33 protein-coding genes, 1 tRNA gene and 1 pseudogene are annotated in these 25,908 nt (G+C 69.6%); 4 read left to right on the top strand and 31 right to left on the bottom strand.

The features are described from left to right. Positions 1-3 precede the first annotated feature (3 nt). The 21 genes from ABNG04_RS01040 to ABNG04_RS00940 form a co-directional block, all read right to left on the bottom strand. Positions 4-537 (bottom strand): 50S ribosomal protein L6, encoded by a 534-nt coding sequence (locus ABNG04_RS01040; RefSeq protein ID WP_371159270.1) that lies wholly within the window; start codon positions 535-537, stop codon positions 4-6. 2 nt (positions 538-539) lie between these two features. After that, positions 540-932, bottom strand: a complete 393-nt coding sequence (locus tag ABNG04_RS01035) for a 30S ribosomal protein S8 (RefSeq protein WP_004597419.1) — start codon at positions 930-932, stop codon at positions 540-542. A 2-nt stretch (positions 933-934) separates the two neighbouring features. Beyond that, entirely contained in the window at positions 935-1,108 is a 174-nt protein-coding gene (locus tag ABNG04_RS01030; protein WP_004597423.1) for a 30S ribosomal protein S14, read from the bottom strand. Then, the gene (locus tag ABNG04_RS01025) at positions 1,105-1,629 is read right to left on the bottom strand and encodes a 50S ribosomal protein L5 (protein ID WP_371159267.1); all 525 of its coding nucleotides are present in this window, start codon (positions 1,627-1,629) and stop codon (positions 1,105-1,107) included. The genes ABNG04_RS01030 and ABNG04_RS01025 overlap by 4 nt, the downstream gene beginning before the upstream one ends. Next, entirely contained in the window at positions 1,622-2,335 is a 714-nt protein-coding gene (locus ABNG04_RS01020; RefSeq protein WP_371159265.1) for a 30S ribosomal protein S4e, read from the bottom strand. Before ABNG04_RS01020 ends, ABNG04_RS01025 begins: the two co-directional genes overlap by 8 nt. After that, positions 2,332-2,688, bottom strand: a complete 357-nt coding sequence (rplX, locus tag ABNG04_RS01015; protein ID WP_371159263.1) for a 50S ribosomal protein L24 — start codon at positions 2,686-2,688, stop codon at positions 2,332-2,334. Before rplX ends, ABNG04_RS01020 begins: the two co-directional genes overlap by 4 nt. A gap of 2 nt (positions 2,689-2,690) precedes the next feature. Next, the gene (locus ABNG04_RS01010; RefSeq protein ID WP_004597429.1) at positions 2,691-3,089 is read right to left on the bottom strand and encodes a 50S ribosomal protein L14; all 399 of its coding nucleotides are present in this window, start codon (positions 3,087-3,089) and stop codon (positions 2,691-2,693) included. After that, on the bottom strand, positions 3,089-3,433 hold the full coding sequence (locus ABNG04_RS01005) for a 30S ribosomal protein S17 (protein ID WP_371159261.1): 345 nt from the start codon (positions 3,431-3,433) through the stop codon (positions 3,089-3,091). The genes ABNG04_RS01010 and ABNG04_RS01005 overlap by 1 nt, the downstream gene beginning before the upstream one ends. After that, positions 3,424-3,882 carry a ribonuclease P protein component 1 gene (locus tag ABNG04_RS01000; protein ID WP_371159260.1) on the bottom strand — a complete coding sequence of 153 codons (459 nt, stop codon included), beginning with the start codon at positions 3,880-3,882 and terminating at the stop codon, positions 3,424-3,426. Before ABNG04_RS01000 ends, ABNG04_RS01005 begins: the two co-directional genes overlap by 10 nt. A 1-nt stretch (position 3,883) precedes the next feature. Continuing rightward, positions 3,884-4,102, bottom strand: a complete 219-nt coding sequence (gene rpmC / locus ABNG04_RS00995; protein ID WP_006114466.1) for a 50S ribosomal protein L29 — start codon at positions 4,100-4,102, stop codon at positions 3,884-3,886. Further along, positions 4,102-5,040 (bottom strand): 30S ribosomal protein S3, encoded by a 939-nt coding sequence (locus ABNG04_RS00990; protein WP_371159257.1) that lies wholly within the window; start codon positions 5,038-5,040, stop codon positions 4,102-4,104. Before ABNG04_RS00990 ends, rpmC begins: the two co-directional genes overlap by 1 nt. After that, positions 5,040-5,504 (bottom strand): 50S ribosomal protein L22, encoded by a 465-nt coding sequence (locus ABNG04_RS00985; protein WP_371159256.1) that lies wholly within the window; start codon positions 5,502-5,504, stop codon positions 5,040-5,042. The genes ABNG04_RS00990 and ABNG04_RS00985 overlap by 1 nt, the downstream gene beginning before the upstream one ends. A 3-nt stretch (positions 5,505-5,507) precedes the next feature. Continuing rightward, a complete protein-coding gene (locus tag ABNG04_RS00980) occupies positions 5,508-5,933 on the bottom strand; it encodes a 30S ribosomal protein S19 (protein ID WP_007996133.1) in 426 nt (141 codons plus the stop codon). After that, the gene (locus tag ABNG04_RS00975; RefSeq protein ID WP_049897897.1) at positions 5,930-6,652 is read right to left on the bottom strand and encodes a 50S ribosomal protein L2; all 723 of its coding nucleotides are present in this window, start codon (positions 6,650-6,652) and stop codon (positions 5,930-5,932) included. Before ABNG04_RS00975 ends, ABNG04_RS00980 begins: the two co-directional genes overlap by 4 nt. A gap of 1 nt (position 6,653) precedes the next feature. Next, a complete protein-coding gene (locus tag ABNG04_RS00970) occupies positions 6,654-6,908 on the bottom strand; it encodes a 50S ribosomal protein L23 (RefSeq protein ID WP_006114470.1) in 255 nt (84 codons plus the stop codon). Then, positions 6,905-7,651, bottom strand: a complete 747-nt coding sequence (gene rpl4p, locus ABNG04_RS00965; RefSeq protein ID WP_371159253.1) for a 50S ribosomal protein L4 — start codon at positions 7,649-7,651, stop codon at positions 6,905-6,907. Before rpl4p ends, ABNG04_RS00970 begins: the two co-directional genes overlap by 4 nt. A gap of 3 nt (positions 7,652-7,654) precedes the next feature. Further along, the gene (locus tag ABNG04_RS00960; RefSeq protein ID WP_371159251.1) at positions 7,655-8,671 is read right to left on the bottom strand and encodes a 50S ribosomal protein L3; all 1,017 of its coding nucleotides are present in this window, start codon (positions 8,669-8,671) and stop codon (positions 7,655-7,657) included. 4 nt (positions 8,672-8,675) lie between these two features. Further along, a complete protein-coding gene (locus ABNG04_RS00955; protein WP_371159249.1) occupies positions 8,676-9,542 on the bottom strand; it encodes a putative RNA uridine N3 methyltransferase in 867 nt (288 codons plus the stop codon). Positions 9,543-9,708: 166 nt separating this feature from the next. After that, positions 9,709-10,662, bottom strand: coding sequence for a DUF7351 domain-containing protein (locus ABNG04_RS00950; RefSeq protein ID WP_371159248.1), 954 nt, complete (start codon positions 10,660-10,662; stop codon positions 9,709-9,711). A 51-nt stretch (positions 10,663-10,713) separates the two neighbouring features. After that, entirely contained in the window at positions 10,714-10,986 is a 273-nt protein-coding gene (locus tag ABNG04_RS00945; protein WP_371159247.1) for a hypothetical protein, read from the bottom strand. Between the two features lie 101 nt (positions 10,987-11,087). Next, positions 11,088-12,350, bottom strand: coding sequence for a PQQ-dependent sugar dehydrogenase (locus ABNG04_RS00940; protein WP_371159245.1), 1,263 nt, complete (start codon positions 12,348-12,350; stop codon positions 11,088-11,090). A 97-nt stretch (positions 12,351-12,447) separates the two neighbouring features. On the opposite strand from ABNG04_RS00940, the gene ABNG04_RS00935 reads away from it, so the two are divergent. Together ABNG04_RS00935 and ABNG04_RS00930 are read left to right on the top strand one after the other, a co-directional pair. Further along, a tRNA-Gly gene (locus tag ABNG04_RS00935) sits at positions 12,448-12,518 on the top strand. 372 nt (positions 12,519-12,890) lie between these two features. Continuing rightward, on the top strand, positions 12,891-13,733 hold the full coding sequence (locus tag ABNG04_RS00930; RefSeq protein WP_371159243.1) for an aldo/keto reductase: 843 nt from the start codon (positions 12,891-12,893) through the stop codon (positions 13,731-13,733). A 36-nt stretch (positions 13,734-13,769) separates the two neighbouring features. On the opposite strand, the gene gfo6 is transcribed toward ABNG04_RS00930, so the two are convergent. Both gfo6 and ABNG04_RS00920 read right to left on the bottom strand, forming a co-directional pair. Then, positions 13,770-14,861, bottom strand: coding sequence for a D-xylose 1-dehydrogenase Gfo6 (gene gfo6 / locus ABNG04_RS00925; RefSeq protein ID WP_371159241.1), 1,092 nt, complete (start codon positions 14,859-14,861; stop codon positions 13,770-13,772). 100 nt (positions 14,862-14,961) lie between these two features. Then, complete coding sequence (locus ABNG04_RS00920) at positions 14,962-15,510, bottom strand: redoxin domain-containing protein (protein ID WP_371159239.1); 549 nt, start codon at positions 15,508-15,510, stop codon at positions 14,962-14,964. Positions 15,511-15,646: 136 nt separating this feature from the next. Between ABNG04_RS00920 and ABNG04_RS00915 the strand changes: the two are divergent. Then, a pseudogene (locus tag ABNG04_RS00915) lies at positions 15,647-16,194 on the top strand (VTT domain-containing protein). Between the two features lie 25 nt (positions 16,195-16,219). On the opposite strand, the gene ABNG04_RS00910 reads toward ABNG04_RS00915, so the two are convergent. The 3 genes from ABNG04_RS00910 to ABNG04_RS00900 all read right to left on the bottom strand — a co-directional run bounded on the left by ABNG04_RS00910 (position 16,220) and on the right by ABNG04_RS00900 (position 19,839). Beyond that, positions 16,220-18,031: an acyl-CoA carboxylase subunit beta gene (locus ABNG04_RS00910; protein WP_371159237.1), complete on the bottom strand. Its 1,812-nt coding sequence runs from the start codon at positions 18,029-18,031 to the stop codon at positions 16,220-16,222. Positions 18,032-18,142: 111 nt separating this feature from the next. Beyond that, positions 18,143-19,036 (bottom strand): class 1 fructose-bisphosphatase, encoded by an 894-nt coding sequence (locus ABNG04_RS00905; RefSeq protein ID WP_371159236.1) that lies wholly within the window; start codon positions 19,034-19,036, stop codon positions 18,143-18,145. Then, positions 19,036-19,839: a class I fructose-bisphosphate aldolase gene (locus ABNG04_RS00900; RefSeq protein ID WP_371159234.1), complete on the bottom strand. Its 804-nt coding sequence runs from the start codon at positions 19,837-19,839 to the stop codon at positions 19,036-19,038. The genes ABNG04_RS00905 and ABNG04_RS00900 overlap by 1 nt, the downstream gene beginning before the upstream one ends. Positions 19,840-20,073: 234 nt before the next feature. Between ABNG04_RS00900 and ABNG04_RS00895 the strand changes: the two genes are divergently transcribed. Further along, positions 20,074-20,931: a 3-hydroxyacyl-CoA dehydrogenase family protein gene (locus tag ABNG04_RS00895; protein ID WP_371159232.1), complete on the top strand. Its 858-nt coding sequence runs from the start codon at positions 20,074-20,076 to the stop codon at positions 20,929-20,931. Between the two features lie 19 nt (positions 20,932-20,950). Here the strand turns inward: ABNG04_RS00895 and ABNG04_RS00890 are convergent, their stop codons facing one another. From ABNG04_RS00890 to ABNG04_RS00870, 5 genes are all read right to left on the bottom strand, one after another. Next, positions 20,951-21,631 carry a phosphate ABC transporter permease gene (locus tag ABNG04_RS00890; protein ID WP_371159230.1) on the bottom strand — a complete coding sequence of 227 codons (681 nt, stop codon included), beginning with the start codon at positions 21,629-21,631 and terminating at the stop codon, positions 20,951-20,953. Between the two features lie 64 nt (positions 21,632-21,695). Beyond that, positions 21,696-21,974, bottom strand: a complete 279-nt coding sequence (locus ABNG04_RS00885; protein ID WP_371159228.1) for a zinc ribbon domain-containing protein — start codon at positions 21,972-21,974, stop codon at positions 21,696-21,698. A 76-nt stretch (positions 21,975-22,050) separates the two neighbouring features. Next, the gene (locus tag ABNG04_RS00880; protein WP_371159226.1) at positions 22,051-22,443 is read right to left on the bottom strand and encodes a hypothetical protein; all 393 of its coding nucleotides are present in this window, start codon (positions 22,441-22,443) and stop codon (positions 22,051-22,053) included. A gap of 109 nt (positions 22,444-22,552) precedes the next feature. After that, positions 22,553-23,869 carry an MFS transporter gene (locus tag ABNG04_RS00875; RefSeq protein WP_371159224.1) on the bottom strand — a complete coding sequence of 439 codons (1,317 nt, stop codon included), beginning with the start codon at positions 23,867-23,869 and terminating at the stop codon, positions 22,553-22,555. 134 nt (positions 23,870-24,003) lie between these two features. Further along, positions 24,004-25,788 carry a PAS domain S-box protein gene (locus tag ABNG04_RS00870; protein WP_371159222.1) on the bottom strand — a complete coding sequence of 595 codons (1,785 nt, stop codon included), beginning with the start codon at positions 25,786-25,788 and terminating at the stop codon, positions 24,004-24,006. Positions 25,789-25,908 lie beyond the last annotated feature (120 nt).

Genomic DNA, 25,908 nt, shown 5'->3' with positions numbered 1-25,908 from the left:
TGGTTAGGCACCTCCGGTGGGCTTCTCGACGATGTACACGCCGTCCTGGAAGACGCGCGTGTCCTTGTCGGTCACCTTCGTCAGCTGTTCGATGTCGGCGGCGGTCTGCCCGACGGCCTCCTTGTCGGAGCCCGTCAGCGTGACCGTCTCGCCGTCGATCTGTACGTCCGTGTCTCCGCGGATCGGCGTGCGCCGCGGGGCGCTCTCTCCGAGGAAGTTCTCGATGACGACCTCGTCGCCCTCCACGTTCACCTGCATCGGGAAGTGGGCGTAGTACACTTCCATCGCGTACTCCCAGCCCTCGGTGACGCCGTGGATCATGTTGGCGACGTGGCTCTCGAAGGTGCCGACGGTGGCGTTGGTCTTCGCGTCCTCGTTCTCGGAGGCGATGACCACCGCGCCGTCCTCGACGGTCACGTCGACGTCGGGGTACCAGAGGCGTCGCGTGACGCTCCCGTTTGGCCCTTCGACGGTGAGTTCGAGGTGGTCGGTCTCGGCGGAGACGTCGTCCGGAATCTCGATTTCGACTCTGTTCATTGTTAGTAGACGTATGCGATCACTTGGCCGCCGATGCCCGCTTCGCGGGCCTCGTAGTGGCTCATAACGCCGTGGCTCGTCGTGACGATGAGCGTCCCGTAGTCACGGGCGGGGAGGTATCGCTTCTCCCACTTCTCGAACTCGTCCGCACCCGCGGAGTAGCGGGGCTTGACGGCGCCACACTCGTTGATCGCGCCTTTCAGTTCGACCTCGAACTTCCCGGCTTTGCCGTCGTCAACGTACTCGAAGCCGTCGACGTACCCGCGGTCGTAGAGGACCTCGAGGACGGAGCCGATGATGTTCGAAGCGGGCTCTACCGTGTACGACAGGTGGCCAACGCTCTCGGCGTTGTCCATGCCGGCGAGCGCGTTGGTGAATGGATCGTTTCCCGTCATGATCAGCTGTACTTCTCGAATCCCATGTCTCGGGCGACCTCGCGGAAGCACTGCCGGCAGAGGTTGATGTCGTACTTGCCGACGAGTCCCTGCTCGCGGTCGCACCGCCGGCACGTGTGCCGGGAGTCGGTGCGCTTCGCGGCGTGCTCGCCCGTGTCGTTGTTCGCTTCGCTCATTCGGTTACCTCGACGTCGAAGTTCGTTTCGAGGAACGCGGCCGCGTCCTCGGCTGTCATCCGGTGGCGGGCGGGGATGGTCCCCGTCGCCTTGTCGCGTTTCGAGACGCGGTAGCCGGGACGGACGATCGTCGTCGTCACGTCGAGGCCGTAGATCCCGATGTTGGGGTCGTACTCCTGGCTCGGGAAGTCGGTGTGGTCCTCGACTCCGAAGCTGAGGTTGCCCGTGTCGTCGAACTGGCTCCGCGAGACGTCGACGAGGTCGAGCGCGGTCTCGAGGAACGCGTGCGCGTCCTCGCCCCGCAGCGTCACCTTGACGCCGATCGGGTCGCCCTTGCGGATCCCGAACTCGGCGATGGTGCGCTTCGAGGTGGTCCGGACCGACTGCTGGCCCGTTATCTCCTCGATGATCTCCTCGGCGTCCGCGAGGGGCTCACCGCCCTGGCCGACGCCCATGTGGACGACGACCTTCTCGAGGGACGGCTCGCGCATCTCGTGGTCGGCGCTCTCGGCTTCACTCATCCGCATCACCCTCGTCGTCGGTGAAGTTCTCGTCGATGACGACGACGTACTCCTCGACCGTCTCGTAGCCGCCGTCCTCGCTGGCGACGGTCACGGTGTTGTCGCCGGAGCCGAGCGTCACGTCGATCTCCTCGATCTCGCCGATCTGGCCGGCGTGCTGGCCGGCGACGGCGGTCACGAGCTCGCCCTCCTCGTACTCGAAGTGGGCGACGATCTCTTTCGTCTCGTTGTCGACGACGATCGAGTCGTTCGTCTCGTAGTCCGCGTCGTCGTCGACGCGGACGTTCGTCCCGTCGTGGAGCGTCAGCTGCGTGACGCCGCCGGGGACGACGGTCTTGTTCGTGATCTTCCCGAGCCGGCTGCCCGCGGCGTCCTCGTCGACAGGGGTCAGCGCGAGCCGACCGCCCTCGTCGGGGAAGACGCGGAAGTACTCCCCGCGCTCGGGGAACGCCAGGATGTCGAACATCCCGATCGGACGCTGTTCGTCCGAGACGGCGTCCCCGTTGACGAGGATCGAGTCGTTGTTCAGCGCGTAGCGCGCCTCCTTCGTCGAGTCGACGTAGCCGAGCACGTCTCGTAGCAGGACGACGAGCGGAACGCCCGCCTCGCCGTGCGGGCCCGCGCCCGCCTTCACGGTGAACGTGTTCGTCTTGCGCTCGACCGGCCAGGAGTTCGGTACTGACAGTCGCTTCTGGTGTCGCGTCATTCGTTATCCTCCTGGAGCCGCGCCTCGCGGCGCTCGTCCTCGAGGTCCAGCTCGGTCACCCGGACGTTGCTCGCCGGAAGCGGGCGGGGAACCTCCTCCCCGTCCGCCTTCTCGACGGTGACGTCCTCGACCGTGATCCGCTCGGCGGACAGGTCGACGGAGACGACTTCCGCCTCCGTGCCGGCCGCGTCGCCGCGAAGCACCTCGACGGTGTCGCCGGCGTTGACGCGGACGTTCCGCTGTCCGTACTCCTCGCGGAGGTCGTCGGTGAGGGTGGCCCGGACCTGATTCTGCCGCTCGTGGAGCGGCGCGGTCTCCGACCGTTTTCGTTGTTTGCGTGGCTGTTTCGTCATAGTTAGACGATCATCGTCGCGGTCGAGGCGATGCTCCCGAATCGTTCGGCGACCTCGCGGGCGACGGGGCCTTTGATTTCCGTGCCCCGCGGCTCCTCGAGGTCGTCGATGATGACGGCCGCGTTGTCCTCGAACTTCACTCGCGTGCCGTCCGGACGGCGGATCGGCTTGCGCTGACGGACGACGACCGCCTCCAGCACCTGCCGCCGCATCTCCGGGGTCCCTTTCGTGACCGAGACGGTCACCTTGTCGCCGATCCCCGCCTTCGGGTGGCGGTTCTTCGTGCCGGAGTAGCCCGACACGGAGATCACCTTCAGCTCACGGGCGCCGGTGTTGTCGGCGCACGTGATCAGCGAGCCCTTCGAGAGCCCCTGCGTGACGTCGGCCTTGAGCGCCTCCATCACTGATCACCCGAGCGGTTCTCGACGACGACGTGGGACTTCGTCTTCGAGAGCGGTCGCGTCTCCGCGATCGTCACTTCGTCACCGACTTCGAGCGAGTCGAGCACGCCCGGCACGTGGGCCGGGATGCGCGAGCGACGCTTCATGTACCGATCGTATTTCGGTACGAACACGTCGTACTCTCGCTCGACGATGACGGTCTTTTCCATATCCGTCGACACGACCGTCCCCTCGCGGGTCTGGCCGCGGACGGAGAGCTGCCCGTAGAACGGGCACTTCTCGTAGTCGTAATCCTCCGGGTTGTCTGGCTCCGGAGGCGTGGGTACGTCGATTCCTATCGCCATTGTGTGGCACCTCGTTCGGTGCGTTCGGCGGGCCGATATCGCAACCGATCGCCATCCACCGTCGCGTAGACCGCGTCTTTGCACTCGCCTCGTCGGCTCGCCGGACCCGCGCCGTCACCGGTGACGACGCTTGCGGACCCGGACGGGCCAGACTGACGGGGGCGGACCCCCGTAGTATCCGACCCGAGTTGGGACGCGGACCCCGGCGACTGTCCGTCGCCGGCGGCTTCATCTGTGCGAGCGGTCGGCGTCTCAGCGACGCCGAACTCGAACGTCGCGCCCGACTTGGGCACGCGTTTGTCCCCCGACGCCGTTCGGACCACGATGGTGCCGAAGGTCTCGTCGAGCACGCGACCGGCGATGCCCACGTGGGCGTCGCTGTCGGCGTCGGCCACCCGAACCGGGAGGCCGACGAGCTCGTGCCGGACGAGCGTGTCGGGGGAGATCATCTTACGCTTCGTCCTCGTCGAAGTCGCCTTCTTCCGCCTGAATCGTCTTGATCCGGGCGATCGTCTTCTTCAGCTCGTTGACGCGGCCCGGGCTCTCCGGCATGCCGCCGGCCGCCCGCTGCGCCTTCGAGTTGAGCAGCTCGGTCTCGAGCTCCTCGAGTTCGACCTGCCGCTCCGCCGCGGTCATGTCGCGGATCTCGTCGGTGTAGAGGATCGCCATTATTCGTCCTCCTCCTCGTCCTCGTCGGCCGCCTCCATCTCCGCGACGAGGTCGGCCGCCTCGGACTCGATCTCTTCGTCGAGCTCGTCGAGCTCGTCGGCCTCGACGTCCTCGCCGACCGGCTCCTCGGCGGCGACGTCCGTCGCCTCGGTGGCCGTTTCCTGGGTCTCCTCGACGACCTCCTCGACGACCTCCTCGTCGATGACCTCGGCGGGGTCGTCGTCGGGGACGTCGACGTCGTCGTCGGCGCCCACGTCGGGGACTTCCTCGGGCTCCTCCTCGAGCAGCGACTCGACGCCCTCGTCGGCGTCGACGGCCGCCTGCTCGACCTCCGGAACCTCCGCGTCCTCGCGGACTTGGAAGTCGTCGGGCAGGGTCGCGCCCGGCGGGATGATCTTCACGTTGACGCCGATCGTCCCGAGCTTCATGACAGCGACACCCTGGCCGTGGTCGACGACCTCCTCGGCGGGCTCGCCGTTGTGCTTGATGTAGCCGCGGTTGAACTTCTCGACGCGCGAGCGGGCGCCGGTGACCTTCCCGGACAGGACGATCTCGGCGCCCAGCGCGCCCGCGTCCATGATGCGGTCGATCGTCGTGTGACCGGCCTTCCGGAAGTACCAGCCGCGTTCGAGAGCGTTCGCCAGACGGTCCGCGACGATCTGGGCGTTCAGGTCGGGCTCGTCGACCTCCTGAACGTCGATCTGCGGGTCGTCCATGTCGAAGCGGTCCTCGAGCTCGGTGGTGATCTTGCGGATGTTCTTCCCGCCCTTCCCGATCACCATCCCGGGTTTTTCGGCCTTCAGGACGATCTGCGTGCCCATTGGCGTCTGGGCGACGTCCATCCCGCCGTAGCCGGCGCGGCCGAGCTCGTCCGCGAAGAACTCGTTGATCTGGGAACGGCGCAGGCCGTCCTCGATGAATTGGTGTTCGTCAGCCATTAGTTGTCAACCTCCGGCTCCTCGATGATCAGTTCGACGTCCGCGAGCGTGGTGTTCCACTCCGTCGCGCCCGCGGCGCGGGGGTTCCGACCGGGTCGGTCGCCGACCTTGTGAGGGGCGACGTGTTTGATCACCATCGCCTCGCCGTCGAACCCCTGCTCGTCGGCGTTGTTCTTGACGTTCTCCAAGAGCTTGAGGAAGTCCTTGGCGGCCTTCTCGGGGTACCGTCCCGCGTCCCAGCCGTCGATGTCGGAGCGGTGGCCCGCGCCGGCGTTGTGCTGGCGCATCGGCACCGAGGTCTCCTCGTCGATGACCTCCTGGAGGAACTCCTCCGCGTCGGCGACCGTCTCGCCTTTGATCTCTCGGGAGATCTCCTTGCTGTCCTTCACGCTGATGGGCCGGTCGCGGAGCATCCCCTTGGCGGTGGTCTCCGGGTCGGCCTCGACGCTGTAGTTGATTCCCATGGGTTACTTGAGGGGCACGAACTTCGAGGACCGGGTCGCGCCGATGCCGGCCTGACCGTGTTCGACGGTGCTTCGCGTGAGGTGGAACTCACCGAGGTAATGCCCGATCATCTCGGGCTCGACCTGAACGCGCTCGAAGCTGTGGCCGTTGTACACGGCGAAGGTGACGCCGACGAACTCCGGCAGGATCGGCATGTCACGCAGGTGCGTCCGGATCGGGTCGTCCGCTGTCGTCTCCTTGTCGCGGCTCCGGACCGTCTCCAGCAGCTTCTGCTGTTCGGTGCCGAGTCCGCGAACGATGCTTCGCCGCTGGCGTGCGGGGAGCAGTTCCGCGACCTCGTCTACGTCCATCTCCTGCAGCTCGTCGAGCGAGTGACCGCGGTAGGCGAACTCCTTGCCCTCGCGGCCGGTTCGGTAATCTGAACTCATTTGTTGCCACCTCGTCCGGTGCGCTTGGATGCGATGTCACCGACCTTGCGTCCCGGCGGGGCGTCCCGCGAGACGGACTTCGGCTGGCCGGGGTGTTGGCGACCACCGCCACCGAAGGGGTGGTCGACGGCGTTCATCGCGACGCCGCGCACGCGCGGGTATTTGGTACCACGCGCTTTCATCTTGTGGTGCTTGTTGCCGGCCTTGACGAAGGGTTTCTCCGTCCGGCCGCCGCCCGCGACCACGCCGATCGTGGCGCGGCACTGGGGGTCGAGCCGCTTCACTTCGCCGCTGGGGAGCTGGACGACCGCGACGTCGCGGTCGTGGGTGAGGAGCGTCGCCGACACGCCGGAGGCGCGCGCGAACTTCCCGCCGTCCCCGCGGTTGCTCTCGACGTTACACACCGGGACGCCCTCGGGGATCTCCGCCAGCGGGAGCGTGTTGCCCGGCTTGATCTCCGCCGAGACGCCGACCTGGATCGTCTCGCCCACGCGCACGCCTTCGGGCGCGAGCACGAGCCGACGGTCGTCGTCCTCGAACTCGACTTCCGCGAGGGGAGCCGAGCGGGCGGGGTCGTGTTCGATCCCGACGATCTCGCCGGTGATCGTGTCCACGTCTTCGAGCTTCTTGTGCGACAGTTCCGCCTTGTAACGGTGGGAGGGGGCCCGGAACGTCGGGCCGCCGCGTCCGCGCCGTTGTCCTTGGATTCGTCGTCCCATCTCAGAACACCCCGATACGCGAGGCGATTTCGGTCGCGTCGTCGTCCTCAGACAGGGTGACGATCGCCTTCTTCTCGCCCTGCGGCGTCACCTGCGTGTTGACGTCGACGACGCCCACGTCGTACCGCTCGGCGACCTCGGAGCGGATCTCCGGTTTGGCCGCGTCCACGTCGACGAGGAACAGCAGCTTGTTGTTGAAGTCCATCTCGTTCATCGCCTGCTCGGTGACGATCGGATGCTCGATGATCGAGTTCATCGGTCGGCCACCTCGGCGACGGCGCTCTCGGTCCACAGCGTGAGTCGGCCCGGGTGCGCGCCGGGCGCGAGGTCCTCAGCGTTGACCTCGCGAGCGGTCGCGACGTCGACGCCCGCGAGGTTGCGGGCGGCGCGGGACGGCTCTTCGCTGGTGACGACGAGGACGGACTTGGGCTGGCGGTACTTGCGGCCGCGGGCCTTGCCCTGTCCGGCGCGGACAGAGCGGCCCTCCTCGGCGCGCTCGATGTCGGCGTCGGCGCCGACCGCTTCGAGCACGCCCAGGGCGTCCTGCGTTTTCTCGAGGTCCTCGAACTCGTCGCTCACGACGAGCGGGAGGTCGAGGTCCTCGTCGAACGCGTGACCGCGCTCGGCGACGAGCTCGGCGTCGGTCGTGGCCGCGATGGCCGACTGGATCGCGAGCTGTCGCTCCTTGTCGTTCAGTTTCTTCGTCTGGTCCTTCTCGGCCTTCGGCGGGTGCGCGGCGCGGCCCGACACGGCGTGCGGGACGCGACGGGCGACGTTCTCGGAACGTGGCACGTGCGCGAGCCCGCGGCCGGAGCCGAACGACTCGGCGGGCGTCCGCAGCCCGGCGAACTCGTCGGCCCCGTAGGCCTGCTTCCGGTTGGCCTGAGCGGCGTCGACCGCGCGACCGATGAGGTCCGGTCGGAACGCGGTCTCGAAGACGGCCGGCAGCTCGACGCTGCCCGCCTCCTCGCCGTCCAGGTCGTGTACTGTTGCGTTCATTGGTTATCCCTGGTTGGATTCGGTGGAAACGTACCGGACCTCGGGGTCGAGGCGCGGCTGGTCGTTCGGCCGGATGGCCGGGCGGAACCGCAGCAGGCGCTGATCCGGACCGGGCAGCGAGCCCTTGATGAGCGCGTACTCACCGTCGACCTCGCCGTAGTTGACAAAGCCGCCGTCGACGGAGGCGTCGTCGCCCTCGCCGAAGTCGATGAGGCGCTTGTTGAGCTCGGTGCGCTGGTGGTAGCCGGTCTGCCCCTGCTGGGGGACGGTAGAGCGGACACGAGAGGGGTTCCACGGACCGAGGTTGCCGATCCGACGCCGCCATCCCTGGCGGGCGTGTTTGCCCTTCCGCTTTTGAACGCCCCAGCGTTTGACGGGACCCTGCGTCCCCTTCCCCTTCGTGATGCCGGAGACGTCGGTGTACTGGCCCGCGCGGAAGACGTCGCCGAACTCGTGGGCGCCGCCCTCCGAGACGAGGTCCAACGCGAAGTCGACGCGCTCCTCGAGGGAGCCGCCGCCAACGCGCGTCTCCATGACGTCCGGCTTCTTCTTCGGGACGTTGGAGAGGTCCGAGGGGGCCGTGTGCGTGATGACGCGCACGTCGTCGACGACGTCGTCGTCGAGCAGCGCGCGCAGCTCCTCGGCGTCCTCCTCGAATGTTTCCTCGGCCGGGAGGTCGAGCGCGCGGTCGAGCTCCTCGTGGAACTCGGTCGCCCAGACCTCTTCGACCGGTTTCTGTCCGTACGGCGTGTTCTCGTAGGCGCGCACGGCGACGGCGTACATCTGCGGCGTCTCGACGACGGTGACGGGGACGGCCTCCTCCATCCCTTCACGCGGCGAGTTCGCCTCGTCGTTGACCATCATGACGTGGGTCATCCCGGCCTTGTAGCCGGCGAATCCCTGTAGCGCAGGGGCCCCATCGTCTTCTGGCCACGAACGGATGCGCGGCACCTCGCTGTCTGCGCGGGTGCGCGGGCCGTAGCCCAGCGAGCCTTTTCGTGGTCGGCTTGGTTGTGGCATGTGTTTACTCCGTGAGTGTGAGCGAGCCGAGGGTCGCGAACAGAGCCTCCTCCGTCCGGACGACCTCGCTCGCCTGTGCCGGGATCGTGTTCAGCCAGAGGTCGAACCCCGGATCGGGTTCGACCGGACGGCCGTCGGCGACGGCCGACCGAATGCGGTCGGGCGAAAGCCCGAGCATCTCCGGAAGCCCCCGCTCGGGCGCCCCGAAGGCGACGGTGTAACCGCCGGCCTCGCGGGCGTCCGAGACGAGGTCGCCGAGCCGCGAGACGGAGAGTTCCGCTCCGTGTCGCGACGTCGCGACGGCCAGTCCGTCGCCGGCGAGCGCTTCCGACAGGTCCGCGGCCGCGACCTGGAAACCGACCTCCGGCTTCCCGGTGATGCGGGCGCGGACCGGTTCTCTCGAAGAGACCCTGATGGTGACGCGCTCCCCCTGCTCGACCTCCATTCCGGAGGGGACGAGCAGGGAGATCGGGTGTTCCCGCAGCGGGGAATTGACCCGGACGCGGCCTTCAGGTCCGACCTCGGTCACGAGTCCCTGTGTTTTCGACTCTTCCCCGCTAGGGGTCGAGCCGGTCCGCCACGGCACGCGGAGCGGGGGGAGCACACCGACGTACCGGAGTTCGTCGCGCTGCCCCCAGAGGTCCTTTCGGAGCTCCGGCGGCGTCGCGGCGTACCCCAGCACGGTGCGGACGTACTCCCCGCCCCGTCGCCCGTCGCCTTCCCGGTCGGGGAAGACCACGAGCCGATCCGCCCGGAACACCGCCGCCGCACGGGCGACGTAGCCGAGTTTGCGAGTCGCCTCGCGGTCGTCCTCGGCTTCCCGGACGAGCGAAGACGGAACACATATCGTGAGTCCGTCTTCGGTACGCATCGTGGCGAGACTGTAACCCTCGATTCCGGACGGCACGGTAAAAGGATAGCGGTCCCGATCTCCGGCTGTGCCGCGTTCACACGGGGTCTGCGCGGGGAATTCGGGCCACAGATCGAGAGAGCCGTTCACACGGGAGAGGGCCGAAGCGGGGAATCCGGGCCGACGGCTACGTCGGCCCGTCGACGACGTCGACGACGTCGCCGTGCTCGTCGACGCGGAGGGAGAGCGTGTCGCCGTCGGCGGAGAACGTCAGTTCGACTCGGAGCGGGTTCATCGACAGGATCCGCTCGTCGTACTCGTTGAGGACCCGGTCGTGTCGGAGGACGGACCGCGGCGAGAACGGGTCGAGCCCGTGGTCGAGCATGAACGCCAGCAGTTCGGGCGCGGACAGCAGTCCGAGCGCGGCGGCTCCCCCCACGCGGTAGGGGCAGTTCGGGCAGTCGGCCCGCAGCAACACCGCGAACCGCGACCGGCAGTCCGAGCAGACGCCCTCGTCGTCGTGGTCGCGACAGCCGTCTAACTCGGTCCGGACGGCCGCCGCGCAGCGGGGACAGACCCCGCAGCCGACCGCGATCAGTTCGACGTTCGTCCACGCGTGGGCCGCGCGGAGCACCTCTCTCGGGGTCCGGTCGCGGAGCCCCGCCGGCGGGAACGGCAGCCGACCGAGGTAGCCCGATTCTACCGCTCCGGGGCCGCCGACTCGCCCGTGCGAGCGGTCCCACCGACTCTCGCAGGTCGGGCAGAACACCTCGACGCTGCCGTCGAGCCACTGGATCTCCAGGGGGTTCTCACAGGTCGGGCAACGGTCGTCGACCGTCGTCCGCTCGATCTCGGGCTCCTCGGTCACCGCGCCGGACCGGATCGCTTCGACGACGCGCCGGCCGGGGTAGTCCAGCGCGTACCCGTCCGGGGTCTTCCGGACGAAGTGGCCGCGGAGCTCGTCGAGGTGGTAATTGAACCGGGCCGTGTCGTCGACGGGGAGCCGGTCGTACAGCTCCGAGAAGGCTAAAGGAGCCTCGGCGTCGCCGAGGACGCGCAGGATTCGCACCCGATGCTCGTCGCTGAGCGCGGCGAACGCGTCGTCGGGCGAGAGGCGGCCGTCGGTGTCCTCGTCGCTCATTGCGTCGGTCGGTGGAGTCGCGTCGAGGGACAGTTCGCCGGCGACATCGGATCAGCCGTCGAGACAGACGTTCGTTCCCGGCACGCACACCGGACCCGGCCGCCGACCGACCGTCCAGTCCCGGAGCCGCCGGGCGAACGGCCGAACGCCGCAGCGCGCCGCGAGGACTCCCGCGGCGAATCCGGCGCTCGGAGCCGGGTACGAGGCGGCGATCGGGAGCACCGCGAAGAGGCCGAACAGGAGTGCCGTCCCGCGCGCCGTTGGCGGCGGGCCGAACGGGGGAGTCGATGCGTCGGGTCGCGTCGGCGGTTCGTCGGAACGCATACGTCGATCGAAGGCACTCCGCGGGAATAAGTGTAATCTGAACGACTTTTTTGTAAGTAGCGCGAGATGAATTCGTTCGAGCGGACGGCGCGAGCGCGATCTCACTCGGGAACGATCCGCGCGATCGGCGCGTCGGCGTCGTCGACGGCAGCGTAGAGGTGTCCCGTATCCGGTTCGACCGCGACCGCGCGCATGCGCCACCCCCGGTCGGCGAGCAGCGGGTCGCGCTCGGTCACGGTCGCGTCGAGGCCGTCGCCGTCGACCGTGAACCGCCCGAGGTACTGCGCCGCGAGCGTGCCCGCGAACAGGTCCCCTTCCCACTCGGGGAACGCGTCGCCGTCGTAGAAGACCGCCCCGCTCGGCGGGAAGCCGCCGGAGCCGCACGGCCAGTAGTGGACCGGCGCGATCACGCCGTCGCGCTCGCCGTGAGCCGGCGCGAAGGGGTCGTCGGTCCCGTAGCGGCACGCCTCGCTGGCGACCGGCCACCCGTAGTCGCCGCCGCGCTCGACGACGTTGATCTCGTCGCCGTCCTCCTCGCCGTGCTCGCACTGCCAGATCCGGCCCGTCTCGGGTCGCACCGCCATCGCCTGCGGGTTCCGGTGCCCGTAGCTGTACAGCGCGTCCGCGGCCTCCGGGTCGTCGGCGAACGGGTTCTCCGGGTGGGGGTCGCCGTCGGGCGTCAGCCGCAGCGTCGCGCCCAGCTCGTTCGACCGGTCCTGCGAGACGTGGTCAGGTCCGAAGTTCTCGTCGCGCCGGTCGCCGACCGTGACGTACAGCGACCCCTCGGGGCCGAACGTCGCGCGGGATCCGAAGTGATTCGAGCCGCCGCGGAACGGCTCGGCGACGCGGATCGGCTCGAAGTCGTCAAGCACCGGCCCGTCGTCCGCGGCGAGCGAGAGTCGGCCGGCCCCGACGTGGGTCGTCGCCTCGCCCGCGCCGTTCGTCGCCGAGTAGGTGAGATAGACGCGCGCGTCGTCCGGGTAGTCCGGGTGGACCGCGACATCGAGCAGGCCGCCCTGCCCCTCTGCGAACACTTCGGGCGCGCCTGCGACCGCCTCGACGGTCCCGTCCGCGGGGTCGACGAGCGGGAGGCCCCCCGTCCGCTCGGTGACCAGCAGGCGCCCGTCGTCGGGTAGGAAGGCAAGCCCCCACGGATTCTCGAATCCCTCGGCGACGGTCTCGACGTCGTGGTCCACGTCCGCGCCGTCGTCCGGTGGGCCGTCGTCCCCGTCGGAGCCGTCAGTCCCGTCGCCGCTCTCGCCACCGAGGCAGCCGGAGAGCGCTGGGAGGGCGGCAGTTGCGGCGAGGCCGCCAGCCGCGCGGAGGGCGGTGCGTCTGTCGATTCGGTCGGGGCCGTCAGTCATGATTGACAGGTGGGGACGCGGCACCGATGACCCTTCCGCCGACCGTCGTTCGGAACCCTTATATCTCCGACCCGGGCTATGATCGGATGCGAAGCACGCACCGGTAGTGTAGTGGTATCACGCAACCTTGCCATGGTTGCAACCCGAGTTCAAATCTCGGCCGGTGCATCTTCTCGCTGCGCTCGAAGATCCACCGGCCTGACTCCCGCTCGCTGCGTCGCCGGCGCTTCGCGCCGGCTGCCAGAGGGACCACAGGTCCCTCGCTGCTCGCGGGAGTCTCAGCCGGTGCCGTTCCTAACGTCGTGAGTCGACCCGGAGGGTGGTTCGTGTCAGTCGCAGTCACCGCGGAAACACGGGTTCGCTCGCGGACCGCACAGTACCTCACGCCTCCCCAGCCTCGTCGCTCGCTGCTCGCGGTTACACCGCTCGCGATCTCCCTCCCGCGTGCGACTCACGCCCTCCGGGCGTTCGTCGGCACGCGCCGTCGCACGGAGTTCCCCGACCGGTAGTTTGAATCAGCGATCCGGCGAACCCGATCGCGTGACCGTACCAACGAAGACGCTCCCGAGCGGCGCGGAGCTGCCGGCGCTCGGACTGGGCACGTATGACCTCGACGACGGCGAGACGGCCGACAGCGTCCGCGCGGCGCTCGACGCCGGTTACGGGCATATCGACACCGCGGAAGGGTATCACAACGAGGCGGTAATCGGCGAGGCTCTCGCCGCGAGCGACGTCGACCGCGACGACGTGTTCCTCACCTCGAAGGTGCTCGCGAAGAACCTCAACTACGAGTCCGTGATCGAGTCGTGCGAGGCGTCGCTCGACCGGCTCGGCACCGACTACCTCGATCTGTACCTGATCCACTGGCCCAATCCCGCCATCTCCCTGCGCGAGACGCTTCAGGCGATGGCGGAGCTGCGCGACCGCGGGCTCGTCCGCGACATCGGCGTCTCGAACTTCAGCGCGTACCAGCTGAGTTGTGCGCACCACATCTCCGACGTGCCGATCGCGGTCAACCAGATCGAGTTCCACCCGTGGTTCCAGCGCCCGGACCTCGTTGACTACTGCCATGAGACCGACACCGTGATCGAGGCCGCGGCCCCCTTGGCGCGGACGGACGTGTTCGACGACGAAATCGTCGCCGAACTCGCCGAGAAGTACGACAGGCATCCGGCGCAGGTCGTCGTCCGGTGGGCGATCGACAGCGGCGTCGTCCCCCTGCCGCGCTCGTCGACCCCGGACCACGTCCGGGCCAACGCCGACCTCGACTGGGAGCTCGATGAGGCCGACCGGCGGCGGCTCGACGAGCGCGACCGCGACGCGCCGGTGTACGACACGCCGGCCCGCGACTGGACGAGCGACGTGTGGGGGATCGAGCAGTAGGTCGGCGGCCGCGGGCCCCGCCTCTCAGGACGCGACTCAGTCGCCGAGTTCGACCGGTCGGCCGGTCTCGGCCGACTCGTAGACGCCATCGAGCGCGCGCATGTCGGTGAGGGCGTGCTCACCGTCCGCGTGGAACGGCTCGCCCGCGAGTAGCTGGTGACCGAAGTACGCGAACTCTTCTTCGATCTGGTGGACCTGCTCGAAGTCGACGTCGACCCGCGTGCCGTCGCGGACGACGGCGAATCCGCGGTCCTCCCGCTCGTAGAACGCCGGGTCGAGGATCAGTCTGGCGTCGGTCCCGGTGACCTCCAGCCGGCTCGCGTGCTGGGCGTTCTGGCTCACCGTACAGAACGCGTCGACGTCGCCCGGGAACTCGAGCCGGAACGAGGCGTGCTCGTCGACGTCGGCGAACGCCTCGTGTTCCGACCGAGTCCGACCGGAGACGCGGACCGGGTCTTCGCGGAGGGCGAACCGCGTCGTGTTGAGCGGGTAGACGCCCAGATCCATCACCGCGCAGCCGCCGGACAGTTCCGGGTCGAGCCGCCACTGATCCGTGTCGCTTCCGAGCTCGCCGAGCATCGTCTGCGACATCGTCGCGTGGACGTGGATCACATCGCCGGCGACGCCCGCGTCGAGGAGGTCGCGGAGCCGCCGGACCGCGGGGTCGGTCTGCATCCGGTAGCCGACCATCAGGGGGACGCCGGCGTCGTGACAGGCCGCCACCAGCTCGCGGGCGCGCTCGGGCGTCACCTCCAGCGGCTTCTCACAGAGGACCGCCTTCCCCTGCGCCGCCGCGGCCTCGACGTACTCCAGGTGGGTCGCGTTCGGCGTCGCGACGTAGACGGCGTCGTACTCGTCCGCGGCGGCCCCCGATCGCAGTTCCTCGGGCGTGACCCCCGTCAGGTCGCGCTCGGCGGCGACCGCCTCAACCGCCCCGGCGTCGACGTCGGTGACGACGGTCGCCTCGGTGTACGCCGAGCGCGCGATGCCGGGTAGCGCCCACTCCCGGGCGAACCAGCCGAGGCCGACGACCGCGACCCTGACCGGGTCGGCGACGGCGTCCGGATCGAGCGTCTCCCAGTCGCGGCGCGTGAACTCGTCCAGGTACTCGGCGAAGGCGGCGTCCATGTCGCCCCCTCCGCGCGGGGGCGTCAAATAACCACGGCGACCCGCGGCGCGGCCGGGCGAGTCGCGGACCGCGACGCCGTCGGGGTCGGTCGCGCCGCGCTCACCACGGGCCGTCGTAGTCCACCCGCGGCCGGTCGACGTCGAGGCCAAGCTCGCGCAGCGTCTCGGCCGCACGCTGGACCGGCGCGGGGTCAGCGCGGTCGAGCGGGTCGTCGGTCGCCGCGGCGAACCGCACCGTCCAGTCCCCGTCAATCACGACCGCCGCCCGCCGCGGGATAGCGGAGTGCCCCTCCCACGAGTCGGCGAGCAGGTCGTACGAGTCGGCGACGCCGCCGTGGTAGTCGGCGACGACCGGGAACGGGAGGGCGAACCGGTCGGCGTACGCGAACGCCGCGTACAGCGAGTCGCCGGTGAGCGCGACGACGGCGAGGTCGTCCCGGCCGTGCCAGCCGGCGTCGCGGACCGCGGCGAGCGCCGCGGTACAGGGCGGGACGAACGTCGCGGGCGCGAGACAGAAGGCGACGGCCTCGTGCGCCTCAACGAGGCGGAACAGCGCCAGCTCGGCGGCGGTTCGCTCCGCGTCGCCGTCCGGAGCGGCGTCGACCGCGGACGCGGCGAAGTCGGGAGCGGTGTCGCCGACAGTGACCATGCGTCCACGAGGCGGGTGACCGACAAATAGCCACTCCCGGTGGGGCTAGCGCCCTTAGACGGGGTTCGGGGGTGGTGTGACGGGTGTGAGCAGCCGGCTCGGGAGGTGTTTTACCCGTGGGCCGCGGAGGGCAGTCGTGATCGGAGCCCACGCCGAGACGGCGCTCGCCCTCGTCGGCACCTACGGCGCCGTCGCGGTCTTCGTCGTCTTCGCGCTGGAGGGCGCGCTGGTGGGGAAGCTGCTGCCGGCGCGGACGCTGTTCGTCGCGGCGGTCGTCGCCGCGGGCGTCGACGCGATGGCGGTCGTTCCGGTGTTCGTCGCGGCGGTGGCCGGGGCGACGACCGGTCAGTCGCTGCTCTTCGTCGCCGTCCGCCGGTTCGACGTGGACCGACGGCGTCCAGGGTCGTGCCGGTCGACGCGGGCCGACTCGACGGCGCGACGCGCTGGCTCGACCGGTGGGGGCTCCCGGCGGTCGCCGCCTCGAACGCCGTCCCCGGGACGCGCGGGTGGCTCGCGGTGCCCAGCGCGAGCGCGTCGTCGGTGTCCGCGCCGCGGTTCGCCGCCGCGTCGCTGCTCGGGTCGGCCGCCTACGCCGGCGCGCTCCTGGGGCTCGGGCTGGCCGTCGCGCTCGGCGTCGAGAGCGCCGTCGGGCTGTTCGGCGGCGACCTCGTCGCGGCGCTGTAAGCCGGAACCGACGGGTTTCGCCCGGTCAGAGGATCGTCCCGTGCTTCTTGTCCGGCAGATCCTTCTGAACGTCCTCGTAGAAGTCGAACCGCGCGGCGAGTTCGGCGCGCAGGTCGGAGGGCGGGACGATCTCGTCGATGACGACCTCGCTGGCCATCCGGTGGACGTCGATCCCCTCGCGGTACTCCTCGCGCAGCCGCTCCTCCTCGGCCGCGCGCTCCTCGGGGTCGTCGATCTCGGCGAGCTTCCGGGCGTACACCGCGTTGATCGCAGCCTCGGGGCCCATGATCCCGATCTCGCCGGAGGGGAGCCCGATGACGCTCTCGGGGTCGTACGCCGGGCCGCCCATCGCGTAGATGCCCGCGCCGTACGCCTTCCGGACGACGACGGTCTGTTTCGGCACCGTCGCGGAGGAGGTGGCGTAGATCATCTTCTTGCCCTTCTCTAGGATGGCGTCCTTCTCCACCTGCGAGCCGGCCATGAAGCCGGGCGTGTCACAGAGGTACAACAGGGGGATCTCGTAGGCGTCGCAGGTCCAGATGAACTCCGCGGCCTTCTCTGCGGCGTCCGGGAAGATCGCGCCCGACCGCTCCGTCGGCTGGTTGGCGACGACGCCGACCGGCCGCCCGTCGATCCGGCAGAACGCCGTGACGATCTCCGGACCGTACCCCTCCTTCAGCTCGAACACCGACTCGGCGTCGGCGATCCGGTCGATCAGGTCGTGGGCGTCGTACGGGCGGTTCGGAGACTCGGGGATCAGCTCGTCGATCCCGTCGGGCGAGAACTTCGGCGGCTTCGTCTCGCGTTTCGGGGGCTTCTCGCCGGCGCGGTCGGGGAGGTAGCCGATCAGCTCCGCCACCAGCTCGCGGGCGTGCTCCTCGTCGCGCGCGACGAGGTCCGCGGAGCCGGACTCCTCGGCGTGGACGCGGGGGCCGCCGAGATCGTCCAGATCGATCTCCTCGCCGGTGACCATCTCGACCATCCGCGGGGAGGCGATCGCCATCGCGGACATCCCCTCCACCATCACGGTGAAGTCCGCGAACACCGGCGTGTAGGCGGCCCCGGCGATACAGGGCCCGTAGAGGACGCAGATCTGCGGCACCGCGCCGGAGAGCATCGAGTGGTTGTAGTAGTACTTCCCGATCCCCTCGCGGTTGGCGAAGAAGCCGGTCTGCTGGTCGATCCGCCCGCCGGAGGAGTCCATCAGGTAGAGTACCGGGTTCCCCGTCTTCAGCGCGCGCTGTTGCATCCGGAGGAACTTCTCGACGCCCTTCGACGCCATCGACCCCGCCTTCACGGTGAAGTCGTTGGCCATGAAGTGGACGTCGCGCCCCTCGAACTCGGCCGCGCCCGTCAGCAGGCCGTCGCCCGGGAGGCGGTCGCCGCCGCGCTCGTTCTCCTCGCCATCGTCGCCGGCGGGCGCGTCGGGGTGCCAGTCGTCGAAGCCGGCGAACTTCCCGTCCTCGAACTTCACCCCCGTGGGGTCGTCGTCGGTCGCGCTCGCGTCGCCCGTCCCCCGGGTCCCGTCCTCGCCGCCGAACCAGAGGTCGAGGCGGTCGCGGACGAACAGCTTCCCCTGCTCCGAGAGCCGGTCACGGTACTTCTCCGGGCCGCCCTCGCGGATGTCGGCTATCTCGGCGCGCAGGTCGCGCTCGCGGTCCGTGGGCCCGAGGTCGTCGTCGAGCGGGTAGCTCGGCTCCGACGGCTCTGCGCTGGCGGCCAGCGTCTCCGCGTCCCCGACGTGGACGTCGACGTCGACGCCGAGGTGCTCGGCGAGCGACTTCGCGATCGCTTCGGCCTCTTCGGGCGTCGCCGCCGCGCCGACGTGGACTTTCATGGACGCAAGACTTGCGGTAGATCCTAAACAGTTTTCCATGTGGGATCGGCGGGCCCACGTCGGCCGGCGGCCCGGGGCGGCGCGCCGCTCGTCCGGAGCGGTACCGCGCCGCTACTCCGCGTCGACGGCGGCTTCCAACCGCTCGATCAGCGTCTCGTTGCCGACGTACACCGGCGTGCGCTGGTGGACCGCCTCGGGCTCCACGTCGAGGATCGATCCGGAGCCGTCCGAGGACGCGCCACCCGCGCGCTCAACGATGTAGGCGATGGGGTTCGCCTCGAACTGGAGGCGGAGCTTCCCCTCCGGCGCGCTCCGGAGGGCGGGGTAGGCGAACACACCGCCGTAGGTGAGCACCTGGTTCACGTCGCCGACCATCGCGCCGCCGTACCGGAGCTTCAGGTCGTCCTCGATCGCCCGGGCGTACGCACGGAAGTCCGCGGGCCAGTCGGGGACCCGGCCCCCGAACCCGTAGACGGTCGGCGACGCCGGGAGCGTCAGGGCCGCCTCGACGACGGACCTGTCGACGCCGTCGCCGTCGGCGGTGACCACCTCCTCGCGGACGCCCGCCTCGTCGGCCACGACCATCGTGGTGATCGGGCCGTAGAGGACGTAGCCGGCGGCGACGAGGTCGCGGCCGCTCGCGGGCAGCGGCGCGTCGTACACGCCGACGACGGTGCCCATCGCGTTGTTCGACCGGAGGTTCGAGGAGCCGTCGAGGGGGTCGATCGCGACGGCGAGCGCCTCGTCTTCGCCGCTCCCGACCGCGCCGCCCGCGTCGACCGCCGCCTCGCGCTCCTCGCTGACGAACGAGCCGACGCCGTCGACCGCGGTTATCGCGTCGCCGAGCAGCTCGTCGGCGTACAGGTCGCCCGCCAGCACCGACTCACCGGACTCGTTCTCCGTGCCGCTCTCGACGCGGCGGCCGGGGAGCGCGGCGCGGATCTCGGGGGCCGTCGCCGCGACCGCGTCGAACACCGCGTCGACGGTCGAGTCGGGGGACGCCATCAGTCGTCGCTCTCGGCGATGGCGAGCGCCTCGGCCGGATCGACTTCCTGGAAGATCACGGCCTCCAGGGCGTCGAGGATGCGCTCCGGTTCGTCGCGCTGGAAGACGTTCCGGCCGACGGCGATGCCGGTGGCCCCCGCGTCGATGGCGTTCGAGACGTTCCGGAGGAACGCCTTGTCGTCGCGCATCGTCCCGCCGGACATGACGACGTCGGCGGGGCCGGCCATCTCGACGGCGTGGCCCATCGCCTCGGCGGAGCCGGGGTACTTCACCTTCACCACGTCGGCCCCGAGCTCCAACCCGAGCCGCGCGCCGTACGAGATGACGTCCGGGCTCGCGTCATTGCGGAGCCCCTGCCCCCGCGGGTACGACCACATGACGACGCCCATGTCGTGTTCGCGGGCGCCCTCCTGCGCCCGCCGGAACTCCTCGGCCATTTCGACCTCGTGGTTCGAGCCCCCGTAGACGGTGAACCCGATCGCGTCGGCACCCAGTTCCGCCGCGTACTCGGCGGTACAGTTGACCGCGCTGTCGGGCTCGCCGCGCCAGAGGTTCGAGGTCCCGTTGAGCTTCAACAGGAGGTTCACGTCGTCCTCGTAGTCGGGGTAGTACGCCTCGGCGAGCCCCTTCTGGACGGCCAGCGAGGTGACCGCCTCGTGGGTGGCGAGCTCGAAGATCCGTTCCGGGTCCGCCGTGTCCGGGTTCGGCTCGAAGTCGACCGGCCCGTGTTCGATTCCGTGGTCGTAGGCCAATATCAGGGATTTCCCGTCGCGTGAGATGTCGGCGGCGGCGTGAGGAAGCATCAGTTCGTACTCCAGTTACATCGATAAAAAACGCTATGGTCGTTTCGGCGAACGTAAAGAAATGGATTCCGGTGTCTCGGGGCGTTTCGACGGTTTCTGTGACGTATTCAGGGTAGATCGTACTTACTACTTAGATAGTTAATTGTCAGTCAGCCGTAACGGTCCCCGCTCGCCCCCGTCGCCGTTGGCCTCAGAGTCGCAATACTTACCACCCGCGGCGCGGCAGCGGTCCCCATGCGAGCACTATCCGAAATCGACGTCGTCGGCGTCGGCGGCGCCGGGACGATGGGGAATGGGATCGCACAGGTCGCCGCGACGGCGGGTTACGACGTGGTGATGCGCGACGTGGAGGCGGAGTACGTCGAGCGGGGCCTCGACAGCATTGACGACAGCCTCGACCGGTTGGCGGGGAAGGGGGCGCTCGGCGAGGACCCCGACGCGGTCCGGGACCGGATCACAGGGACGACCGCCCTCGACGACCTCGCGGACGCCGACCTCGTCGTCGAGGCCGTGATTGAGGACCTCGACGTGAAACGCGACGTGTTCGCCGACCTGGACCGCGTCACCGACGACGACGTCGTCCTCGCGACGAACACCTCCACGCTGTCTATCACGACCATCGCGAGCGCGACCGAGCGCGCGAGCGACGTGGTCGGCCTCCACTTCATGAACCCCGTGCCGATCATGGACGGCGTCGAGGTCGTGGTGGGCGAGCGCACCGACCCGGCGGTCGTCGGCTTCGCGCACGCCTTCGCCGAGGACCTCGGCAAGGAGACGTGGCAGGCCGACGACAAGCCCGGCTTCGTCACCAACCGTATCCTGATGCCGTGGATCAACGAGGGGATCCGCGCGTACGACGAGGGCGTCGCGGACAAGGCCGACATCGACCGTGGAATGAAGCTCGGTACGAACGTCCCGATGGGGCCGCTCGAGCTCGCCGACCACATCGGCCTCGACGTGGCGCTCGGCGCGAGCGAGACGCTCCACGACGAGCTCGGCGACCGCTACAAGCCGGCGTACCTCCTCAAGCGCAAGGTGGAGGCGGGCGACCTCGGCAAGAAGACCGGTCGCGGCTTCTACGAGTACGAGTAACGACCGAGGACGCCGGCGGTCAGGCCCCCTCCGCCTTGCCGTCGCGGTCGTCGTCGGCCGTCCACCGGCGCGCGCCGGGCAGGAGCCCGACCAGCTTCGTCACGTAGCCGAACCGGAACAGCCCCAGTTGCGAGAGCGCCCCGAGGACGAACACCGCGAGGAACGCCGGCGCGGTGAGGTCGAAGAGCAGGGGTTGAACCGTCGTCTCGGCGGCGGCCGTCTCGAAGCTCGCCGGCGTGAGCGACCGCGAAGCGAACGCCGCGCCGATGAGCGCAGTCGAGACGACGAGGGTCGTCCGCGTGAGGACGAATCCGAACAGCGCGCCGACCGCGACGCCGGCGAGCGTCGCGCCGACAAGCAGGACCATTCCCTCGATCCCCGCCGCGTCCGCCGCGTACAGCGGCCCCACCGCGAACCGCCCGGCGAACCCGCCGACGACGCCGCCGATCCCCAGCACCGCGAAGGAGAGCCCGGCGTACGCCAGGAAGCCCCCGAGGAGACCGCCGACAGCGACCGCCCCGGCAGTGAGGGCGGTCCCGTCGACCGCGACGAGGCCGACGACGTTCGGGGCGAACAGGTAGCCGGCGCCGGCCCCGACGAGCAGCCCCGTCAGCGTCACCGCGTAGACCGAGACCGCCGCGCCGACGAACGCGAGCGCGAGCCCCGCGAAGATCAGGCCGCCGTTGAGTGGGGTGAGCATGTCCGTATCGTGGCGCGCGCTGGCACTTAAATTGTCGCGCCCGAGGCGACGCGAAAGCCACGGCTCACCGCGCCCGGCTCGCCGCCTGTCGGTCGAGGTAGCGCGTGTACCCTCCGACGGCGAGGCCGAAGCCGACGACGAGCAGGACGAACCCGAGCAGCCGGCTCGTCCCGACGGTCATCAGGGCGAGGACGACGCCGAACAGCAGCGCGAACACGCCGGCGACGACGACGCCGACGTCGAGCAGCGGCGACGGCTGGATGGCACGGCAGTGCGGGCAGATCCGCGCGTCGCCCGGGATCGGCTCGCGGCACTCGACGCAGTGGACGCGGTCGCTCGGCACGCGCTCCTGTTCGGCCGCGGCGGGTATGGCTCTGTTGACCGGCGAGGCCCGACCGGAACCGACCGCGGAGCCGCCGTCACCGCCGGGCGAGTTCGCCCGGTTCGCGGAGGTCGAAGGCGACGCTCTCGGTCCCGTCCCCGGAGGGGATGAAGTGCACGTGACCGCCGTCGGTGAGTCGGGAATCGTCCTCGTACGCGCGATAACGGACCAGATACCGCCTGGCCTCGACGACCGCCTCGCGCGTGGCCTCACCGTCGGGGGCGACGTCGAGCGTCGAGCTGTACGCTCTCGCCGCCCCCTCCGCGGCGCCGTCGCCGAAGAATTCGAACTCGACGGCGAAGGAGTCGTCCGTCTGGTTGAACACGGTCAGGTCGACGCGGTCGTCGCGCGATCGGAGTCGCGAACACCCGGCAAGGGCAGTTGTGGTTCCGACACCGAGCGTTCCGAGGAGGGCTCGTCGGGAGGGCACGGTCGCAATGCGACGGTGCGCGGCATAAGCGTTCCTCGAACGCCGTTCGCGTACCGTCGCCGCGCTTTCAGGCCGCCGCTCCGTCGATCCGCCTCCATCGCGCGCTCCGTCAGTCCGCGCCCGCCGCCGCGGCCGGCTCGTCGCCCACGTCCAGCGTCTCCTCGACCTGCGTGAACACCGCGACCAGCGCGATCGCGGCGGCCGCGGCCCCGACCGCGAAGGGGACGACGAATCCGAAGCCATAGAGCCAGCCGGACGCCAGCGGACCGAGCGCGACGCCGAGGCCGAACCCCATCGTGAGCACCGACAGCGTGGTCCCGGACTCGCCCTCGCGGGCGAGGTCGCCGGCGAGCGCGAGTGACGGCGCGAACACGCACGCGACCGCGACTCCCTGCCCGAGCCGGACGAGCATCATCAGCGCCGGCTCCGTCACGATCCCCTGGAGCAGCGTCGTCGGGACGAGGAGGACGAAGCCGGCGAGCAGGAACGGCCGACGGCCGATCCGGTCGCTGGCGCGCCCCACCGGGACCTGGAAGATCACGTTGGCGATTGTGACGGCCGCGAACTGCGCGCCGAACCACACCGGCGGCTGGTCGAGCCGGACGTTCACCTGGTTCTGGAGGGTCGCGAACAGCGCGATACACGCGCCCATGGCGACGGTCGCGAGCCCGAGCGTGAACACGGGGTCGAGCAGGCGGTCCTCGCCGCGGACGCGGATCGAGACGTCGTCGCCCGCCTCCGCGGTGTCGTCGGCGTCCCTGACGAGGAGGAACACCAGCGTGAAGCTGAGGTACGCCCCGGCGCAGGCCGCGACGAAGGCGGCGTCGAACCCGTCGAGGACCGGGAGTCCGACGACGGAGAGGTCGTATGGCCCGCGCGCGACGACCGCGCCCGCGAGGACCGGCCCGAAGCCGAACCCGATGAGCCGGAACGTGTTGTACACGCCGAAGTTCCCGCCGCGGTCGGCGTCGCTCGCCGCGTACTCGTTCACTAAGGCGACCGTCGCGGGGATGATGAGCGCCGCGCCGAGCCCCTGGATCGCGCGCAGCAAGACCAACGCGGGATAGCTCGTCGCCACCGTGTACAGGCCGCTTGCGGTCCCCAAGAGGAGGATACCGGCGAGCACAAAGGGCCGTCTCGCGCCGACGCGGTCGGAGATCCGACCGGTGAACGGTTGCGAGAGGCTGTTGAGGAAGCCGAATAGCGAGAGGACGACCCCGATGAGCAGCGGCTCGGTCAGCGTGATCGCGGCCGCGCCGACGCCGACCTCGACGCCGAGCAGCCCCTCGATGTCGACGAAGTCGCTGGTGATGTATAAGGGGAGGACCACGATGAGGAAGGAGTTCCCGGCCGCGCCGACCATCCGCGCGAGCGCCAGCACGATCACGCGGCTGTCGGTGTCGGTGACGCCGGAGAGGATCCCCATTTATTGATCGTTTGGAACGGAACATAAAGGCGCTTGTGAACGGGGGGAGTCGATCCGCTTTCCGCCCGGTTCGGCACGCTGCGAGGCGGTCGGGCGGCGCGCACGGTCGCCGGTAGAAGCCGGGGTCGCGCGGGTCAGTGGGTCGCCGGCGTCCGCTTGTCGACCCCGCGTATCTCGAACCGTGCGCCGCCGTCGCGGCCACGTCCGGCCGCGACGGACCAGCCGTGCGCCGTGGCTATCTCTTCGACGATGGCGAGGCCGAACCCGGTGTTGCCCGGGGTGCCGCTCTCGCCCGGCTCGAAGAGGGAGTCGGCGACCGCGGGGTCGATCCCCGGGCCGTCGTCCTCGACGAAGAACCCGTCCGACAGGTCGCCGACCCGGATCGAGACGTCCTCGCCGACGTGGTCGACGGCGTTGCGCATCAGGTTCTCGAAGAGGTTCCGGAGGCGGTCCGGGTCCGCGAGCACCTCGCGGTCGGTCTCGACGGAGAGCGTCGCCGAGCCGGTGTCGACGGTCGACCAGCTGTCGTCGGCGACCGCGGCGAGGTCGACGTGCTCCGGGTCGCCGACCGTGTGGCCCTCGCGGGCGAGCGCGAGCGTGCGCTCGACGATCGACTCCATCCGCCCGAGCGCATCGAGCGCGGCGTCGAGGTTCTCCGCGTCGTCCGACACCTCTCGCGCCAGCTCGACGCGTCCCTGCGCGACGTTCAGGGGGTTGCGAAGGTCGTGGGAGACGATGCTGGCAAAGGAGTCGAGCCGGTCGTTCTGTCGTTCGAGGGCTTCCTCGCGCTCTTTGAACTCCGTGATGTCCTCTTGGAAGCCGACCCAGTGCGTGACGGCGCCGTCCGCGTCGCAGATCGGCGCGATGCTAACCCGGTTCCAGAACTCCGTGCCGTCCTTCCGGTAGTTCAGCAGCTCGACGCACGTCGGCTCGTCGGCGTCGATCGCGTCGCGGAGCTCCTGGACGGACGCCTCCTCGGTGTCCGGCCCCTGGAGGAACCGACAGTTGACGCCGATCGACTCCTCGCGGTTGTACCCGGTCATCTCGACGAACCGGTCGTTGACGTACACCATCTGGTTGTCCGGCCGCTCGGCGTCCGTGACGGTGATCCCGACCGGCGCCTCGTCGAGCGCGCGCGTCTTCGTCTCCAGCTCCTCGCGGCGCTGCCGCTCGTCGGAGACGTCGCGGAGGATGCCGACGCTGCCGTCGAAGGTTTCGCCCTCGTACGGGAGCGCCGCCATGTGGTCCCGGCACGGGATCGGCTCGCCCTCCTTCGGGAAGATGTCGACGCCGAAGTGCTGGACGTCGGGGCCCGACGAGGAGAGGATCGTGCCGAGCCGGTCCTCGGCCTCGCGAACCGCCGCGTCGTCCTTGATAAATCCGGGCTTCTCGCCGATGATCTCCTCGCGCTCGTAGCCGGTGAGCTCGGCGAACGGCTCGTTGACGAACCGGAACTCGCCGGTCTCGTCGACGACGTAGACGGGGTAGCCGAGCGCCTCGATGACCGTCGAGTAGCGCTCCGCGATCTCCTTGGTCCGGTACTCGTCGACGGCCTGGTCGACGCGGTTCGCGAGCCGGCGGAGCTGCTCGGGGCCGCCCTTCTGGAAGTAGCCGGTGACCCCGGCGTTTATCGCCTGGCTCGCGATCTCTTCGGACCCCTTGCCGGTGTACAGCACGAAGGGAATCTTCTGGTACTCCTCCGGGATCGCGTCGAACAGCTCGATCCCGTCCATTGCGGGCATGTCGTAGTCGCTGACCACGCAGTCGAATGCGGCCTCGTCGAGCCGGTCCAGGGCGGTCTCGGGGTCGGTGACGCTCGTCACCGCCACCGAGTCGAGCTCTCGCTCGAGGTACGCCTCCGTCAGGTCCAGGACCGACGGATCGTCGTCGACGTGTAGCACGTCGATCGCTGCGGACATACCCGAAGGGACGACCGCGACGAATAAACGCCTACCGACCCGGCTATCGGATCTGGATCTGTGGACGCGGCGGTCCGAGGTCCGCGTTCAGTTCCGGTCCGCGTGGCTGATTCTTAAGGC

Source organism: Halorubrum miltondacostae (assembly GCF_041379815.1).
Lineage (GTDB): Archaea > Halobacteriota > Halobacteria > Halobacteriales > Haloferacaceae > Halorubrum > Halorubrum miltondacostae.
Note: the sequence above shows the minus strand (reverse complement) of the source record. Positions and strands in the feature narration are given on the sequence as shown.